Here is a 17562-nt window from a genome sequence, read left to right on the forward strand (position 1 = left end):
TCTGAAACTGATGTCACCATAGTTTCGATCCGATGAATAATGTATGATAAACGCAATAAAGAAAACATTTACAAAGAATATTGAAGAACAAAATCTACCATTAGTAGACTTTTCTGATCCAGCACACCATTGGATTGTTTCAAACCCACATATTTTCAGATTCTTTCAAGATATACTTGGTCAACTTGATGATGAGGAGTGTGAAAGCTTAGCATCTTATGGGCAACTCGTTTTTCTAGACAGCCAAGGATTTTACTCAAGTGTTATCCCATCACATGGTGATAAAACATTTATCCTTATTTATCCTCAATTACTTAAAATGATTCGTTCTGCAGATAATATTATGGCCCAAGCTGTGATCTTCCACGAGTTAGGACACCTATACTATCGTCATTTCACGATGAGATCTCAACTAAGTGAGATGACAAAACAAATTGAAGCAGACGAGTTTTCAATTCGTCATGGCCATGCACTAGGTCTCTTTAGTTTCTTAAAGAGCATGCCTATCACGACAGAGGTTAGCCAAAGACTAGAAATGATTCGTTTAAGAACTTAATTTCATCTCGAATCTTAGCAGCATCTTCGAAACGTAAATCTTTAGAAGCTTCTTTCATTTCAAGCTTAAGCTCAGCGATGCGTTTTTTTATCTCATCAGGAGACATTGTAACTTCTTTTGGCCCGCTATTTTTCCCCTTCTTCTTACCTCCACGAAGTGTCTCAATAACTCCACCAGATACTTCTTTTAGAATTGTTTGTGGTGTAATTCCATTGACCTCGTTATATTCCATTTGAATCGCTCGACGCCTCTTTGTCTCGCCAATTGCACGTTCCATCGATTTCGTCGTCTGGTAAGCATACATGAGAACTTTACCGTCGCTATTTCGAGCTGCACGTCCGATTGTTTGAACAAGTGACCTTTCAGACCTTAAGAAGCCTTCCTTATCAGCATCTAAGATAGCAACGAGTGAAACTTCCGGAATATCAAGTCCTTCCCTTAATAAGTTAATCCCCACAAGAACATCAAACTCGCCAAGCCTAAGATCGCGAATAATCTCAACTCGCTCAATGGTATCAATATCACTATGCAGGTACTTAACCTTAATTCCACTACCATGATAGAAATTTGTTAACTCTTCGGCCAACTTCTTTGTTAATGTTGTAATCAGAACTCTTTGACCTTTATCGATAATCTTCTTAACTTCAACCAAAAGATCATCGACCTGATTAGTCGCATCCCTTACTTCAATGATTGGATCAAGAAGACCTGTTGGCCTAATAATTTGCTCTACAAACTCTCCATGTGTTCTCTCCAACTCATAATTTCCCGGAGTCGCAGACACGTAAAGAATATCATCTAGTTTCGATTTAAATTCTTCAAAATTAAGAGGACGATTATCAAGAGCAGAAGGAAGCCTAAAGCCATAATCAACGAGATTCATTTTCCTTGCTCGGTCTCCCCTATACATACCACCAACCTGTGGAACAGTAATATGTGACTCATCAATAATCATAAGAAAATCTTTTCTAAAAAAATCAATTAGAGTCGGTGGAGGATCTCCCGGTTCACTTCCTGTCATGTGACGAGAGTAATTTTCAATTCCTGAACAAAAGCCCATCTCCTCTAGCATCTCAATATCTAAAAGAGTTCTTTGTTCAAGCCTTTGCTTTTCAACCAATTTATTTTTCTTTTCTAAATCCTGTAGTGTTTCACGGAGTTCAACTTTAATTGTCTCCAAGGCTTGTTCCATTCGTTCTTCACCAACAACGTAGTGAGACTTTGGATAGATAGTCACCTTTTGAAGTGCTTGAATCTTAGTTCCTCTCAAGGGGTCAACGACAGTTATACTTTCAATTTCATCATCAAAGAACTCAATACGCACGACATTTGAATCTTCATGGGCCGGGAAAACTTCAACGATATCACCACGTACACGAAAGCAACCGCGAACAAAGTCGATATCATTTCTTTCGTATTGTATGGCAACAAGTGATTTTAAAAATTCATCACGATCTCTCTCATCACCGACAAAAAGTGTCTCTCTCATATTTGCATATTCATCAGGAGAACCAATCCCATAAATACAACTAACAGATGAAATGATAATAACATCATCTCTCTCTAATAAAGATCGAGTTGCAGAGTGGCGAAGCTTATCTATCTCATCATTTACAGACGAGTCTTTTTCAATATAAGTGTCACTGCCTGGCACATAGGCTTCAGGTTGATAGTAGTCGTAGTATGAAACAAAGTACTCGACAGCATTATCAGGAAAGAACTCACGAAACTCTGCATAGAGTTGCGCTGCGAGTGTTTTATTATGAGCTAGAATAAGAGTTTTCTTTCCAAGCTTTTGTATAACATTGGCCATGGTAAAAGTTTTACCAGAACCAGTTACTCCTAAAAGTGTCTGTTCTTTAGCGCCAGAGCCAATTTTATCGACTATTGTTTTTATTGCCTCGGGCTGATCACCACAAGGTTGAAATTTTGATTTTAAGTTAAAGACTGTGTCACTCATAAGTGTATTCTAGCCTAAAAGAAGACAAAAACAAATAAAGCGTTTGTAAGTTGCCCCACAAACGCTTATTTCACACACACAACACAAGAGAATAAGTTCAAAAGAATCATGAACCTATATAGCTATTAATTAAAACAGCTCTCAATTTGATTTTTAATTTCAGTTTTCTCTGCCCCGTTCTTGATTGAAATTTCTTGCACAATTAAATCTCTACACTGCTCAAGCATTTTCTTTTCACCAAATGACAGATTTTTCTTATTCTTTAATAAGAATAATGATCTTAGGACATCAGCAATCTCTAAAAGTGAACCAGTCTTCACTTTTTCCATATAGTCTCTATAGCGACGATTCCAAGTTGAATTATCAACTGTTACATCGTGATCATTAAGAAGTTCATAGACTTCACTTATCTCACTTTCGTCGACGAGTACTCTAATTCCGTCTTTGGAATTTGTAGGAACCATAACAGTCATTCCATTTGCTACAACTTTGATGATGTAGAATGAAAGGCTCTGTCCTCCCACCTCGCGATCTTCGATGTCCACAATTTGTCCCACACCGTGGCCAGGGCAAACTGCGTAATCTCCAATGTTAAACATTTCTACCTCCATGGGTACTTCTCTCCCATTGAATATACTATGACGCAGCATCAGTCTCAATGAGCCTTGTAAGATTTACATATGATCTTTGATTTTTAGACAGTTCGTTGTAGAGAGCAACTCTTATAATTTCAATTACTTATGTTTAGCAGAACTACGGTACAGTGGCAGCATGATTTCAAATGTCGTATTCTTCTCTTCATTGAGATATTTGATATGGCCATTCATCGATTCAATAATTTGCGTGCTAAGGGCCAATCCAATCCCCATACCGGCTTCTGGCTTGGTCGTATACATATAGGCAAAGAGCTTCTTTTGATCCTTAAGCTTAATCCCCTTTCCTGTATCAATGATGTGAATAATGAGTTGATTGTCACTACTATTTTTGTAGCGAATAGTAATTCTTCCCTTCTCCATCTCTTCAATAGCGTCAACAGAATTGGAAACAAAATTTGTTAGCACCTGAAGGATTTGAACTTCCTTTCCCCAAATCTGACAACCATCGCAGTCACCTTCGATATTCAAAGCAATATTATTTGCACTACATTTATGTATAACAAGCTCTTGAAGCTGTTCAAAAAGCTTATCAACATCAATTGCGCTATTGTTAAGATGATTTGAGTTCTTTGATAAAAGCTTAATCCCTTTAATGATTTGATCAATCCTCTGTGCCTGATTCTTGATCATATTAAATCGTTTCTTCTCTTCTTCATTGACTGTATTCTTCTCGAGTCTTTTTACACTCCACAAAAGGACAGTCAGAGGGTTATTAATTTCATGTGCAACATTGGCCGCAAACTCTCCAAGATTTGCCAGGCGGTAATTATTAACCAACTCTACATTCTTTTCTTCAAGTCTTGAATCACTACGAATCTTAAGCACAAGTATAACTAGGAAACCGATTAGGCAAATAGTCAGTCCCGAAAAAGATGCAACATAGACCGCTCGTTTAAAATCGAAAGAACTAGTAATATCTCCATAAACATAAGCTGAGAGCTGCCAAAACTCACTTTCTAGCTCTAAGTTTAAATCACTTAATCGCTCAAGAATTACAATCGATTTAACAATCTTTTTAAAATCACTTTCTTGAAATTTATAACCTTCAATACTCTCGGCCTTGATGAGAACCTCTTCAATTATATTGCGAGCAGATGTAAGTATAGAATTTACGACTTTTAAATAGTCTTGAAATGACTTTGTTTCAATTTCATCTAAAATGAAGGCCTCATTCTTAAGAGCACTAATTTGTCCAAAACTAGCATCTATTCTTAAATAGGCATCCTCTAGATTATCAACAGTAGGTTTATCTTTGAACTTAATCAGTTTTTTATGAGTATCATGTATGGCGTAGGCGACGTGAAAATATAGCCTTGCGACGACTCTTGAGTTAAAGAGTCTGTGCTCCTCCTTGTCAAAAATTCGAAACCCTGCTCCAAAACCAGCAGAGAGCATAAGTACAAGGATTATTAGAAAACTGTAAAATAAGTGCTTATTAGAAAGCTTACTCATAGATGAATTCGATTTCATTAATCATCCAAATCCAATCAGCTCCCTCTTCAGTAATTTTATCTTTGGCAATTACTCCAAGGCCCTTTCTGATAATTCTCAATGGTCCCAATTCAGAATTCTTCAACCATTTACCATCTTGCTTATACATTAAGTATGTAGTTTTCGAACGCTCTACATTCCTTTTTATATGAACTTTATAAAGATTAATGGCCTTTAGCTTTACAGAGATAGCACTAGGTGCAAAGTATGCAAATAGATTCTCAAGTGAAATCGCAGTGACCTTAACTTTCTTATGTTGCTGATAAGGATCGATAAAATCAAATTCAACGCTTGGAATTTTATTAAAGTAATCAACCTTCACAATCTCAACTTCCATATGGCGCTTATGATTAAGAATTTTAATCTTTTGCCTAGGAATCTTATTTGCAAAAGCACTAAGACTAATAAGTGTAGTGATTAATATCAATATTCTCATAAATAATTTTTATCACGTTTAGAACGTTATGACCAAGTATAAAAAAGGCCCTGTTTAAAACAGGACCTTCTCATATTATGCTTTTAATTTAAAAGATAATTAGAAACGTGAAACGATTTCATCTTTTTCGAAGAAATAAGCAAGTTCTCTTTCTGCAGAAGCAAGAGAGTCTGAACCGTGAACAGCGTTTTCACCGATTGACTTAGCATATAGCTTTCTTAGCGTATTTTCTGCTGCTTCAGCTGGGTTAGTTGCACCCATGATTTCTCTATTTCTTTCAACTGCATTTTCACCTTCTAGGCACATAAGTACTACTGGTGCAGAAGTCATGAAAGCAACAAGCTCACCAAAGAATGGTCTATCTTTGTGCTCGATATAGAACCCTTCAGCTTTCTCTTTTGAAAGATGAGTAAGTTTAAGTGCAGCGATTCTTAGACCTTCTTCTTCGAATCTCTTTACAATGTTACCGATGTTGTTATCAAGTAGCGCGTTTGGCTTAATGATACTAAAAGTTCTTTCCATTTTAATCTCCTTAAAATTATCTAGTGGAAAATTCACTAATTTTTTACTTAAAGGTTCTTTAAAACCTTCTCCATTGTCTCACCAAGCTCAGCAGGAGAACGTGAAACTGTTACACCACATTCTTCAAGAATTCTAAACTTAGCTTCTGCAGTATCATCTCCACCAGAAATGATTGCACCTGCGTGACCCATTCTCTTACCCGGAGGCGCTGAAGCACCAGCGATGAAAGATACAACAGGCTTACTCATGTTCTTTTGAATCCAACGACCTGCATCTGTTTCAGCAGAACCACCGATTTCACCAATCATGATAACGGCATCAGTATCAGGATCTTTTTCGAAAAGTTCTAATACGTCGATGAAGTTAGTTCCATTTACTGGGTCACCACCAATACCGACACAAGTTGATTGACCAATATCTCTTTGAGTTAATTGGTAAACAGCTTCGTATGTAAGAGTTCCTGAACGAGAGATAACACCAACACGACCTGGCATGTGGATATGACCTGGCATAATTCCGATCTTACACTCACCTGGAGTGATAACACCTGGACAGTTAGGACCAATTAGTCTTGACTTTGAACCTTTAAGAGCTGCTTTTACCTTAACCATATCAAGGATAGGAATCCCTTCAGTAATAGCAATGATAAGTGGCATTTCTGCATCAATTGCTTCAAGGATTGAGTCAGCTGCGAACGGAGGTGGAACCATAATCATGGCCGCATTTGCTTCCGTCTTATTCATAGCTTCTTTAATTGTATTGAAAACAGGGAAACCTTCGTGAACTGTTCCACCTTTACCTGGAGTTACACCACCAACAAAATTAGTACCGTAATCTCTTGATTGTAGTGAGTGGAAAGTACCTTGCTTACCTGTAAAACCAACAGTGATTAGTTTTGTATCACGATTAATAAGAATGGCCATTACGCCTCCCCTTTTGCTGCTTCTACTGCTTTCTTCGCAGCGTCAGCTAGATCTTCAGCAGCGATAATTGCAAGATCTGATTCATTTAATATTTTCTTACCTAGAGCAACGTTTGTTCCTTCTAGTCTTACTACTAATGGAACTGTTAACTCTAGTTCTTTTGCAGCAGCGACAACACCTTCAGCAATGATGTCACATTTCATGATCCCACCAAAGATATTAACTAGAATTGCTTTTACGTTCTCATCTTGAAGAATAAGAGAGAATGCTTTTTGAACAGTTTCTTTAGTTGCTGAACCACCAACATCAAGGAAGTTAGCCGGCTCACCACCGTGAAGCTTAATGATGTCCATTGTACCCATCGCAAGACCAGCACCGTTTACAAGACAACCAATATTTCCATCAAGCTCAATATATGCAGCACCAAACTCACTTGCTGCAAGTTCTTTATCACTTTCTTCAGTTGGGTCTCTTAGTTCTTGAACTTCAGGATGTCTAAAAAGAGCATTCGAGTCAAAGTTCAGCTTTGCATCTAGTGCTAAGATATCACCTTGCTTAGTTTTCACTAATGGGTTGATTTCTGCAATTGAGCAGTCGTACTTCATGTATAGATCATAAAGACCTTTAAAGAAAATTGAAGCTTCCTTCACTTCTTCTTTTGTCTTAAGACCAATTCCGTATGCAAGCTTTCTTGCAACAAATGGAGTAAATCCAGCTGCAGGATCGATTGCTACCTTAATAATTTTCTCTGGAGTTTTATGAGCAACTTCTTCAATTTCAACTCCACCCTCTTCAGAGGCCATCATTGTAACTTTACCAGTTGCACGATCTAGAACAACACCAGCATAGTACTCGTGCTCGATGTCACAACCTTCTTCGATGAAAAGAGTGTGAACTTTCTTGCCTTCTGGACCAGTTTGGTGAGTAACAAGAGTCTTACCTAGAATATCGTCAGCGTGTAAGCGAACTTCTTCGATTGACTTTGCAAGCTTTACACCACCTGCTTTACCACGCCCACCTGCGTGAATTTGAGCTTTAACAACCCAAATATTTCCACCTAATTTTTCTGCCGCAGCAACTGCTTCATCAACAGTCTTTGCAACTTCACCTCTAAGAACCTTCAGGCCCATATCTCTCATTAAACCCTTGGCCTGGTACTCATGTACGTTCATTAAAACTCCTAAGTTTTTAGTCTATGAAATATTCATGATTTTACTGGCTTATAATAGAGGGCAAGACCATATCTTTCTAGGTGAGTCGTGTCATTTTCCCAAAGTTTTTTGTGCATTAAATGATTAAACTTTAGAACAAAAGAGTTATCAACAATATAACGCTTACAGTCTTGAAGCTATTTCCAAACTTTCGCACAATTAAGGCATGGAAAACATACTTATTAGCCCTGGTAAATTTAGATTAGACGGTGGTGCCATGTTCGGCATTATACCAAAACCATTATGGAATAAGGTTCATCCTGCGGATGATTATAACCGCATTGACCTCGATCTCCGTCTTTGGATTATTAAGGACCAGGATCGTATCATTATTACTGATACGGGAATTGGTGATTATCACGGCGAGAAGTTTGACCAGCAATTTGATGTTCGCCAAGAACACTCTCCTCTAGTTAAGGCCCTTGCAAATAAGGGAATTAATTGTACTGACGTAACAGATCTTGTGATCTCTCACCTTCACTTCGATCATGTTGGAGGGATGGTATATAAGGATGAGAATGGTCAATTTACACCAGTCTTTCCCAATGCCACAATTCACCTTCATAAAGATCACTGGGAATATGCACTTAATCCAACAGTAAGAGATAGTGGCTCCTTCCATACTCAATATTTCAAAGAAACAATTGAAAATTTTGATAAGGCCGGACGCGTTCATTGGCTGAGTGGCAAAGAAGGCGAAATCTTAAAGTTAAGTGACGATAGTCTGCGCTTTAAGTGCTCTTACGGTCACACTCCACACCTTATTCATCCTTATACTAATGAATATATTTACTTGGCAGACCTAATTCCAACATCTAATCATGTCCACGTTCCATGGGTTATGGGCTACGATATTGCTCCAGGGCAGACAACAATGGATAAGATCGAGTTTTTAAAGATGATTGTGGAAAAAGATCTTCGCGTAATCTTTGAACATGACCCAAAATATGCCAGTGCAAAGATTACGCAAAATGAGCGCGGTAAGTATATTCCAGTTGAACTAGAATAAAATTAAAGTAGCTTTTTGATTTGCTTTTGAACTTCGTTCTTTAAAGACTGAAAGTTCACACGATCTTTATCCATGAATCTTCTCAGATAAAGACGCTTCTTCTTATTAAGCATGCCATAACGAGAAAGTTTTTCAGTTAACTTCACGCTCCATGCACTAATATCCTTACCAAGTGAATGAATCTCATTTTCAAGCTTTCTTTCCTTATCAGATAACTTCGTATTATTGAGGTCATAATTTGATAAAACAATACTTTGTAAGAGAGGTGCAATATTCTTAGCGTAACGCTGTTTGAACTCTTTATGAGCAAGCCATCCACTTTGTTGACTTAGAGAAAGTCGATAGTGAATCGACATTGAAGAAATGATGGCCTCCAATGTTCTAAGCTTTTCATTAATAGCGGCAATATTCTTCTTAGAGGCTACCGTTTTCTTCTTTTCAATTTTAGTAATTCTCTCTAGATATTTTTCGCGAGTTTCTGGAACAAGGAAGACTTTCTTTTCTAAGACTTCTCGACTTGGGCCACTACCAAATTTACTTTTAATATTATCCAGTAAGCCTAAGTAGTCATAAATGAATGTGACTGCGTATGTACCGGGAATAAAATTTTGACCTTCTTCAAGAATTAGATCCTTAAACTCAATAACTCCACCCTCTCCAATATTATGGGCCTTAACAAGAACATCACCACGGTGAAACTCATCAGGCTTTCGATGCAAGATCAACTCGACACTCACTCTCTTTTCGAAAGGAAGCTTGAGATAGAGAGTAGACATATCCTTATTCACAATTAAGTGAACATCATTAGAACGAACAGGCTTTTTAAACTCATTTAAAGCACTTATAGAAATATTTTTTAACTCAACCTCTTTTACCTTAGGGCCAGCTGCCATATAAAAACTAACAACGACAACAACAGCAATAATAAAGCTCGCCACTACTGTTGAGTAAATGGGAAATTTGCTAGGTATCTGCGCCTCTAATTCTGCTTCTGAATCCTTGAGATCAAATGAAGAATTTGATTCCAAGATATCCTGGTCGTATTCCTGATCAAGTTCTTCACTTAATTCTTCCTCTAAGAGAGGGGGAATATTCTCATCATTAAGCTCATCATAATCACCTGTGGACTTTACTTCGTGAATAGGAATTTCAGGAAGATCGTGCCCCTCATCTAATACCTTAGACTCATAATAAGACTGGGCCTCATTGCGGGCAATTTGAATGACAGCAAAGACAGGCTTCCAATTAGCAGCTCCTTTGCGCCAACAAAGTTGATAGGATTTAATTAGACCTTTATCATAAAAGTCGATAATATCTTGAGCGTTGAATGGTCCCTTGTTTTTACCGGACTGATTAATATACCAATTTTTTTGCATAGTTATACTTTAAAGGAAGTTACATGGGCTGGAAAGAAATAGATGACAATCTTAATAAAAGAAAATCACAATCCATTGTCACTCGCTTCAAAATAGATGATTTAAAGACCCAACAAGCACTTCTTTTAAGTGAGAATGATCTCGGAGTTGTTAGAAATGGTGGGCGTCGAGGTGCTTCTCATGGGCCAAAAGTCATACTTTCACAACTTAAAAAGTTTGCCGACCATAATAATCTACAAGAGCTTGGTATCATCAGCGTCGCAAACCAAACGCAGTTAGACTTTGACAAAATGCAGGCCCAATCAATTGAGACGATAAAAAGTGTTATGGCCAAGAAGATTATTCATTTAGGGGGAGGCCATGATCATCTATACCCATTGGCGATGGGAGTTGAATTAAAGAATCCACTTCTCATTAATATTGATGCTCATCTCGATACAAGAAATGATGATGTCTATCATTCGGGTACACCTTTTCGCCAAGTCGCCAATCAAAAAGAAGTTAAGATTCTTCAAATAGGAATTCACCATTATGCCAATATTCCTGAAAATTATGAGGGCATGAAGATGGATATTATCGATACAAAGAAGCTAAAAGAGTTATCCCACACATTCAATGATATTAGCTTTATGGATGATATCTATAAAAGTCACGATGGAGATATCCTCTTTAGTATTGATGCTGATGCCATTGCCGCAAGTGACATGCAAAGTGTGAGTGCAGTTAATCACGATGGTATACCACTTGAATTTTTAAGGAAGCTTGTTTCGCAATATAAAGAGTATACTGCTAATAAAAAGCAAATTTTGGGAATTTATGAATACAATCCGATATTTGACGAGCTATCGGCAAAGGACGCGCGCGCCCTCGCCTCACTCATCTATGATTTTCTAATTTGATCTTAATTCGATTGTTTTATTCAAATCAGTTTGCTGATCAATGATTTTAATGGACTTCTCTGAAATATCCCACTTTGGATTATCAACCTTCTTAGACGCCTCTTGCGCTTTATAGGCCCAAGGATAATCCCCGAGAAATTGATTTTTCTTTTTATCAAAGATAACCGCATAGTAAATATCGATTAGTTGAAAAGTACCGGCAGATCCAGAATAATAAATGATAAGCTCATAATTCTCACCTACTGATTTTGTCTCCGTGACTTTACTTTTACCAGTTCGTTTTGTGATCTTTGCCTTAAGTGTTTTTGAATCTTTCTTCTTAAGCCAGAAGTCACCTTTAATATTTACAATTGACCAGTCACTAACACCAGCGAATGCAATTGTTTGTAAAATAATTGTAGAAATTAATAGTAGCTTTTTCATTATGACCTAAATGGCTTTCTTACCGTCCAATGCCAATCGTCGCCATCAACGATCTTTCCATCGGTATCAATCGGTTTATAAAAAATATGGCGTTGTCTTTTCCAACTCTTTGCAATTTTCTTGCGATCACTTGCATTGTTTTCATTATACATCGGGTTTGGTTGTCTTAAAAGATCTCCATTTACCTTCACATTTAATTCCCAATTATCTTGATTTGCTCTGAAGTTGTCTCCCCAAGCATCATTTGAAGGAAGCATCCAGTTTGCGTGGTAATGATAAACATGATCAACATCTGGCTTAGGCTTAAAATCCGCTGTTCCAAACTTCATATAAGCATCAATGGCCGTATCAAACTCCTGATTACGTCCTGGAAACATCATCTGTCGCCAGTTGTCTTCATTGTGGTTATACATTGAGAATTGCCAAGGATCTAAAGCAATATCGAGAGCTCTTGTATCACCTTTCTTTCCAGCACGGGCCGCATCTTCATTTGAATTACGGACACGGTTATCAATAACCTTCATAATCATCATCATTTCTTCAGGATGTCTCTCCCCGCCATTTAAATCACGAACAAGAATCCCAGCCTCACCTTGAGCTGTAAATACCATCGCTGCAAAATGCTGTTCTTCTGGCCTTAGATACCTATAAAGATTTTTAAAGATTTGCCCACGGTTCGAAAGAGTCCCCTGACGAGTGATAGAATTTTGAATACTCTTCATACACTGTGCAAGCTTAGATTTTGACTCACTATCTTCTGCTGATAATGAACCGCGATTTTCAAGAACTTCACAACCAGCTTTCCATTTTTGATTATTTGTAATGATACTTTCAGGTTCTTCAAAAATTTCACTTACATAAACAGGACGAGGCTTAGGTCTTAGACTCGTTGATACAGTACTATCTCCACAAGGTTCAACAGGTGGATTTCCAACCTCTCCAACCATACGGTTTAGACGAATATAATTATAGGCCGTTGCCATATCTAGGGCCTCTTTAAGGTATCTCTTTGTTACGTGATATGTTTTGTCGTGCTCGATACCATCAACTTCAATCTTTATTCTATAGGCCCACTTATTTTGGCCAACAATACGAACCTTAATACTCTTATCGCTTCTCTTTTTTGGGGCATCAATACGATGGGAATAGCCAGTTTCTGTATCTAGAACATCAAATGAACGAACAACATCAAATTGAATATCTGAAATTTCCTCATAAGAAGGATCTGACGTACCTGCATATATACTTGAAACTGCAAGGATACTTAAAAATAATATCAACTTTTTCATCAACTTCCCCATAAGTTTAACGCGACAATAGTTATTGTAGCACACTGCAGGAAGGTTAATAAAATATGGGCGAAATCTGCTTGTTTATACAAATTTCGCTACCAATTATTTAAGGCACTATTTTATCGAGGTCTTTTTCGTCAGTTAATCCATACTTTAAAAAGTAGACTAAATCGCTTTTTTGAGAATTATTAAGGCGAATAAGGTGATCTTTAAGGATCGTATCTGCGGCATTTTTCTTCTTAAAGTTCATATAGTTATTAGTTTCAACAAATAACTTTCGTCCAAAATTCTTCAAGAATGTATTCTCCACCCAAGAACTATCATAAGTATCAATAGACTTTATTCCGTTATTATAATGATCCACTACCTCTTCTAATGTCCCATAGGCTCCAGCGTGAAAGTATGGGCCAGTAAGAGCGATATTCCTAAGTGGTGGAACTCTAAACTGATAACGATCAAAGTCACGTTTAGTAATATTAAATCGACCTTCATCATTCTTTCTAGGATCATTTTTACCTGGACCAACCTGAGGAGAGGCAACAGAGAAGAACCCGCGCCCACCCAGTAGATCACCTGAGTGGCATGAAAAACAACTACCATTTTCAAAAAAGATCACTGCTCCACGCTTTGCCTTTTGGTTAAGGGCCATACGCTCGCCTCTTAGGTACTTATCCCAACCAGTATTATATGCAGCAAATTCATGTGTTTCAAAATGGGCCATCGCCTGTCCGAAGTGACCAATATTAAGCTCGGCCTGTGGAGTTTTAGGAAATGCTTCTTTAAAAAGCTTCTGGTACTTTGGCATGGCCAATAGTCTCTTCATGACAAGATCCCAGACAGCTTCTTCATTTGTAGCATTTGCAATATCGTTACTCCCCTTAACACCTCTCATTTCCTCATGAGAAGTAATTGGAAAAAGAGCTTGAGCAGCAAGGGCACTTCCTAAGTTTTCTGTAATATCCCAACGCTCAGGATAGTCACCGTTTAGGGCCTCAACTGGAGTTGTGTAAACGTCCCAATCTTTTCTGTAGTGAACTCTCCCATCCCAAAAAAGAAATTCGACATTCTTATCACCAAGATTATAAAGAGGCTGAGAATTTCGTGGGATTGCATGTCCACTACCAATCAAGCGCTCACCAGCTTGCCACTTCCCACCTTCACCAATTCCAACAGGAAGCTTGTCACCACTTCCAAACTCTGGCCTATGACAATCAGCACAGCTAATATTTCGATTTCCAGAAATCTCTTTCTCATTAAAGAGCTCTTGTCCCAATTTAAAGATTTGAGGATTCTTTCCCTTAGGCTTTACAACGGCCTCTAATCTAAAGTCACTAATATAGCGTTTTAGTTTGATATCAAGTTGGTCTGCTTGCGCCGATAAAGCGGCCAAGCAAAAAGTGAGGATAAATAATGTTTTCATTTTGTGTGTGTCCCAAAAAATTAATTTTCAAAATATTAGGAAAGAGTGTTTGATACGTCAAACATTTAACTTCCTAAATCTTACACGACGCCCGTCAAACCCACATCAGAAAAGGTAGGATATTAAGACAATCAGTCGCACCTTTTTCGTCCACACCAGCCACACGAATGTAAAACTCCATGGTTTTCAAATCTCTCCAACCACAAATTTTCATCACAATTACAGCAAGTGTTCCTTTGCTAAGAGCTGAGTTGCAAAACAAGCTCTTAAAGCATGAAATTTAATCTTGGGAAGGCCGTTACCAATCAAGAATATCTTTGATTGATCTCCCCCCCTCCAATCGTTGAATCTTGGTAAAACAATTTTTTTATTAGATGATGACTTTAAAGAAATAATAAGCTCTTTGAGTTCTGGTAACATTGGAACATTTCGCCAATAACCAGCTTTTGTACTCTTGATCTCATTAGTTCTTTTATTAAATGATTTTGAAACACGAACAATCTCATTTTCAAAATCAACATCATCCCACCCGAGACAGAACTTTATTTTAGTAATAAATCATTACTCCACAAGGCCAAGAAGGCAGAATTTAGAGTTTACTTAATTGAACAGATAAATAATTATTTTTAAGCATGTAAGATTGAAGCGAGATTAATAGATAACAATGTTCCTACAAAGAAGAGATACATATTGTAAGAGACAAAATCTTAAAAAGAGAGTTACCTATGCGTGCCGCAGTAAAATACTAACACAAACAAAATTATATTTAACAGTCCAACTCCCTAACTTGATTATTTTTTAGCCTTTCCTTCTCCCCTACCTTTATTATATCTATGCAGCTCTTTTAATATCTTTTCATCACTTTCTAAGCTTTTCTCTAGCAATTCTATGATTTTCTTACTGCTATCATCACTAGCCGTATTCTGATTATTAATTGATTTTACAATTTCATTTAATGGAGGAATCATTTCATCAGTAGAGGAACTAGATGATTCATATGTTGTGTAAATTGTCGCAAAACCAAACAATACTGTTATAAAAATAACTAAATACGTTAGTCGAACATTTGTCTTTGACGAGGTTTGTGAATGCCGACTTGATTCTTTAGCCAAATCGCCTGAATCTTTCATTTCATTAAGCATTTCCGTGGTGACAGAAATAAAAACATCCATTTTTGTGGTCATAAGACTAAAGCTTTCTTTGAGTTCTTTCAATGCATCTAATCGATTATCTCTAGGTACAATTAGTTGTGGATTTTCCTTTCTTAATTCAAAACTGCTTTGATCATTTAAAATTTTATAAAATGGTGAGTTTAATACACTTTTGTTAATAGTATCATTTAATTTTGTAGCCCTAGCGACAGACTCACTTAATCCACTTAATGGTTGATAAATCTGTGCCATTTTTTGCATATGAGACATTTGATTTGCTACAGGACTCAATTTTTTGAGCATATCAGTGATTCTATTATTTAATCCAGAAGAAAAGTGAAGTTGGCTCTTGAAACTTTCAGTTATTTTTCGTGAACTCTCTTCAATTCCTTCCTCTTCGATAACACTTAGTCGGTGAAAATAATGGAAGAGACTTTCCCCATCTTCCTTAGGGTACTCGATTTCACCATATTTAAATTCAATTGAAGTATTCCCATCTTCATCTGTTTTCTTATCTGTAATATTCTTTCTATATAAACCTTCATTCTCTTTTAGCAATACATTAATTATTTTTTCTTTGTCTTCATAAGACATATTTGCAATATCTTCCTCTTTAACCATTTCTTCATCACCACTCTCATTTTTTTTAAATATTACAAATAGCAACAAATTTTCAACATATTCTTCAGGAGAACAATCTTTAATTTTTTTTTTTAGTTTCTTACAAAGCTCAAACATTAGACCAAAATTAAGAGGATAGATGTTTACTTCTCCAACTCCATTTAAAGATAATGCCCCAATGGGACGATTTCGATATAATGTTTTATCCTCTTCTATACTCACTAAAACTCCTAAATTAGACTCTAGTAAAAATCATAATTTACTAGTTATTAATAAGCTAGAAAAACAACAAATTATTCAAAACAGGATTATATATAGCCAATACAAGAGGCTATTAAGATACTCAACCATTTTGGGGTCACGATGAGAAAAGAACTGACTTTCTCCAGTCTTCAACTTTTTTTATCTCATCCATGTCCTACCTTGCGTAGAGAAAAAGTATTTGAAGCGTATAGATATAAAGCAAATATCATTGAGCTAGAATTAATGGAGAACAGTCTATATACTACAATTTTACTTGTCCCTATATTTAAGAAAAGTCTTTGTTATTTTTTTTTCTTCGTAACGATTGTTCAATAAGAACAAGACGTTATCCGACTCAATGCAGGAATTGATATTAGTTATATCTAATCCTGTTTTATTAAAAAATATTTTTATGTCATCAATATACAAATACTTCTTGAACCTATTTTCTGGTTTAATTATCAACAACCATTTTTTATCTCCTGATAAGTAAATAATTTTATTTATATCATTTTTATAAAAATCATATTTAGAAAATAAATCTTTTACGCTATACCCATCATTCGTTGAGTTTCTTCTTAATGAAAGACACCAATGATTACACAATGCAAAAATGTAAAAAATGAATATTGAAACTATGATTAACATAAAATGATAACCATACTCCTTATTCATAACTGTCATAATTAGGTAAAAAACGAATATTACAGAAACACATGCTAATATAGTGTGACTTATAAAATTTCTGTATATATACAATAGAAAATTAGTAGTGTTTCTATTTACATAACTTGTATCTATTTCCAAATTAATCTTCCCCCCGGCCCAATCAAAGTTTATATTTGGTGCAACTGTAGTTGTAATATTACGGTTAGTTTCATTTACTGTATTTGCAAACACTGAACTCGATGAGCTTGGATTTATTCCCGAGCTGATAGCACCCCCGAATCCACCAGCAATACCATACAGTGATTGATTTAAATGATCTTTCTAATCTTGATCTTAGGTCTTTATATTTAAACAACGGTCTTAAAATTGATGTTAATACCCTAAGAAGACTTATCGACGGTGGAGATATGGGTGGAGGATAATAATCATATTTCTCAATACACCTAAATAATTAGAAACGAATCATTACCTAATAACATGACACATCCTCCCATCCTCTATCCATACTACTAATCTCAAGTTTTTCTTTAGTTTCTACATTTACAAGATAGATACTCACTCCATCCATGCTTTTAACTCGATATATCCCGCTCACCCAATTATTTTTCATACATTGACCAACTGTAAATCTTCGCGACATAGAATCACAAGAAACAATTAATATAAAAATGAGAACTTTAATATATGAATACAAATTACACCTC

16 protein-coding genes are annotated in these 17562 nt (G+C 36.4%); 4 read left to right on the top strand and 12 right to left on the bottom strand.

Annotated elements, in window-relative coordinates:
• Window positions 1-43: 43 nt before the first annotated feature.
• On the top strand, window positions 44-556 hold the full coding sequence (locus M902_RS05535) for a hypothetical protein (RefSeq protein WP_021266745.1): 513 nt from the start codon (window positions 44-46) through the stop codon (window positions 554-556).
• Here the strand turns inward: M902_RS05535 and uvrB are convergent.
• The 7 genes from uvrB to sucC all read right to left on the bottom strand — a co-directional run bounded on the left by uvrB (window position 519) and on the right by sucC (window position 7716).
• Window positions 519-2516 carry an excinuclease ABC subunit UvrB gene (uvrB, locus tag M902_RS05540; protein ID WP_021266675.1) on the bottom strand — a complete coding sequence of 666 codons (1998 nt, stop codon included), beginning with the start codon at window positions 2514-2516 and terminating at the stop codon, window positions 519-521. The genes M902_RS05535 and uvrB overlap by 38 nt on opposite strands.
• Window positions 2517-2641: 125 nt before the next feature.
• Window positions 2642-3115 carry a CarD family transcriptional regulator gene (locus M902_RS05545; RefSeq protein WP_052607400.1) on the bottom strand — a complete coding sequence of 158 codons (474 nt, stop codon included), beginning with the start codon at window positions 3113-3115 and terminating at the stop codon, window positions 2642-2644.
• A gap of 135 nt (window positions 3116-3250) precedes the next feature.
• The gene (locus M902_RS05550) at window positions 3251-4642 is read right to left on the bottom strand and encodes a sensor histidine kinase (protein ID WP_040314176.1); all 1392 of its coding nucleotides are present in this window, start codon (window positions 4640-4642) and stop codon (window positions 3251-3253) included.
• Complete coding sequence (locus M902_RS05555) at window positions 4617-5099, bottom strand: hypothetical protein (protein ID WP_156979728.1); 483 nt, start codon at window positions 5097-5099, stop codon at window positions 4617-4619. Before M902_RS05555 ends, M902_RS05550 begins: the two co-directional genes overlap by 26 nt.
• Before the next feature lie 99 nt (window positions 5100-5198).
• Window positions 5199-5627: a nucleoside-diphosphate kinase gene (gene ndk, locus M902_RS05560; protein ID WP_040314368.1), complete on the bottom strand. Its 429-nt coding sequence runs from the start codon at window positions 5625-5627 to the stop codon at window positions 5199-5201.
• Between the two features lie 41 nt (window positions 5628-5668).
• The gene (gene sucD / locus M902_RS05565) at window positions 5669-6544 is read right to left on the bottom strand and encodes a succinate--CoA ligase subunit alpha (RefSeq protein WP_021266725.1); all 876 of its coding nucleotides are present in this window, start codon (window positions 6542-6544) and stop codon (window positions 5669-5671) included.
• On the bottom strand, window positions 6544-7716 hold the full coding sequence (sucC, locus tag M902_RS05570) for an ADP-forming succinate--CoA ligase subunit beta (protein WP_021266827.1): 1173 nt from the start codon (window positions 7714-7716) through the stop codon (window positions 6544-6546). Before sucC ends, sucD begins: the two co-directional genes overlap by 1 nt.
• 205 nt (window positions 7717-7921) lie before the next feature.
• Between sucC and M902_RS05575 the strand changes: the two genes are divergently transcribed.
• Entirely contained in the window at window positions 7922-8764 is an 843-nt protein-coding gene (locus M902_RS05575; RefSeq protein WP_021266603.1) for an MBL fold metallo-hydrolase, read from the top strand.
• Between the two features lie 2 nt (window positions 8765-8766).
• On the opposite strand, the gene M902_RS05580 is transcribed toward M902_RS05575, so the two are convergent.
• Window positions 8767-10140, bottom strand: a complete 1374-nt coding sequence (locus M902_RS05580) for a DUF4339 domain-containing protein (RefSeq protein ID WP_021266672.1) — start codon at window positions 10138-10140, stop codon at window positions 8767-8769.
• Window positions 10141-10163: 23 nt separating this feature from the next.
• On the opposite strand from M902_RS05580, the gene M902_RS05585 reads away from it, so the two are divergent.
• A complete protein-coding gene (locus M902_RS05585) occupies window positions 10164-11039 on the top strand; it encodes an arginase family protein (protein WP_021267054.1) in 876 nt (291 codons plus the stop codon).
• Here the strand turns inward: M902_RS05585 and M902_RS05590 are convergent.
• The 4 genes from M902_RS05590 to M902_RS05610 all read right to left on the bottom strand — a co-directional run bounded on the left by M902_RS05590 (window position 11031) and on the right by M902_RS05610 (window position 16168).
• The gene (locus M902_RS05590; RefSeq protein ID WP_021267012.1) at window positions 11031-11462 is read right to left on the bottom strand and encodes a hypothetical protein; all 432 of its coding nucleotides are present in this window, start codon (window positions 11460-11462) and stop codon (window positions 11031-11033) included. The two genes, M902_RS05585 and M902_RS05590, sit on opposite strands and share 9 nt — an antisense overlap.
• Window positions 11462-12751 carry a hypothetical protein gene (locus M902_RS05595; protein ID WP_021266806.1) on the bottom strand — a complete coding sequence of 430 codons (1290 nt, stop codon included), beginning with the start codon at window positions 12749-12751 and terminating at the stop codon, window positions 11462-11464. Before M902_RS05595 ends, M902_RS05590 begins: the two co-directional genes overlap by 1 nt.
• A 109-nt stretch (window positions 12752-12860) precedes the next feature.
• Window positions 12861-14174: a cytochrome-c peroxidase gene (locus M902_RS05600; protein ID WP_021266847.1), complete on the bottom strand. Its 1314-nt coding sequence runs from the start codon at window positions 14172-14174 to the stop codon at window positions 12861-12863.
• Between the two features lie 791 nt (window positions 14175-14965).
• The gene (locus M902_RS05610) at window positions 14966-16168 is read right to left on the bottom strand and encodes a hypothetical protein (protein WP_021267107.1); all 1203 of its coding nucleotides are present in this window, start codon (window positions 16166-16168) and stop codon (window positions 14966-14968) included.
• A gap of 989 nt (window positions 16169-17157) precedes the next feature.
• On the opposite strand from M902_RS05610, the gene M902_RS16750 reads away from it, so the two are divergent.
• Window positions 17158-17280 (top strand): hypothetical protein, encoded by a 123-nt coding sequence (locus tag M902_RS16750; RefSeq protein ID WP_021267115.1) that lies wholly within the window; start codon window positions 17158-17160, stop codon window positions 17278-17280.
• Window positions 17281-17562 lie beyond the last annotated feature (282 nt).

Origin of the sequence: Bacteriovorax sp. BAL6_X (genome assembly GCF_000443995.1) — a bacterium.
Taxonomy (GTDB): domain Bacteria; phylum Bdellovibrionota; class Bacteriovoracia; order Bacteriovoracales; family Bacteriovoracaceae; genus Halobacteriovorax_A.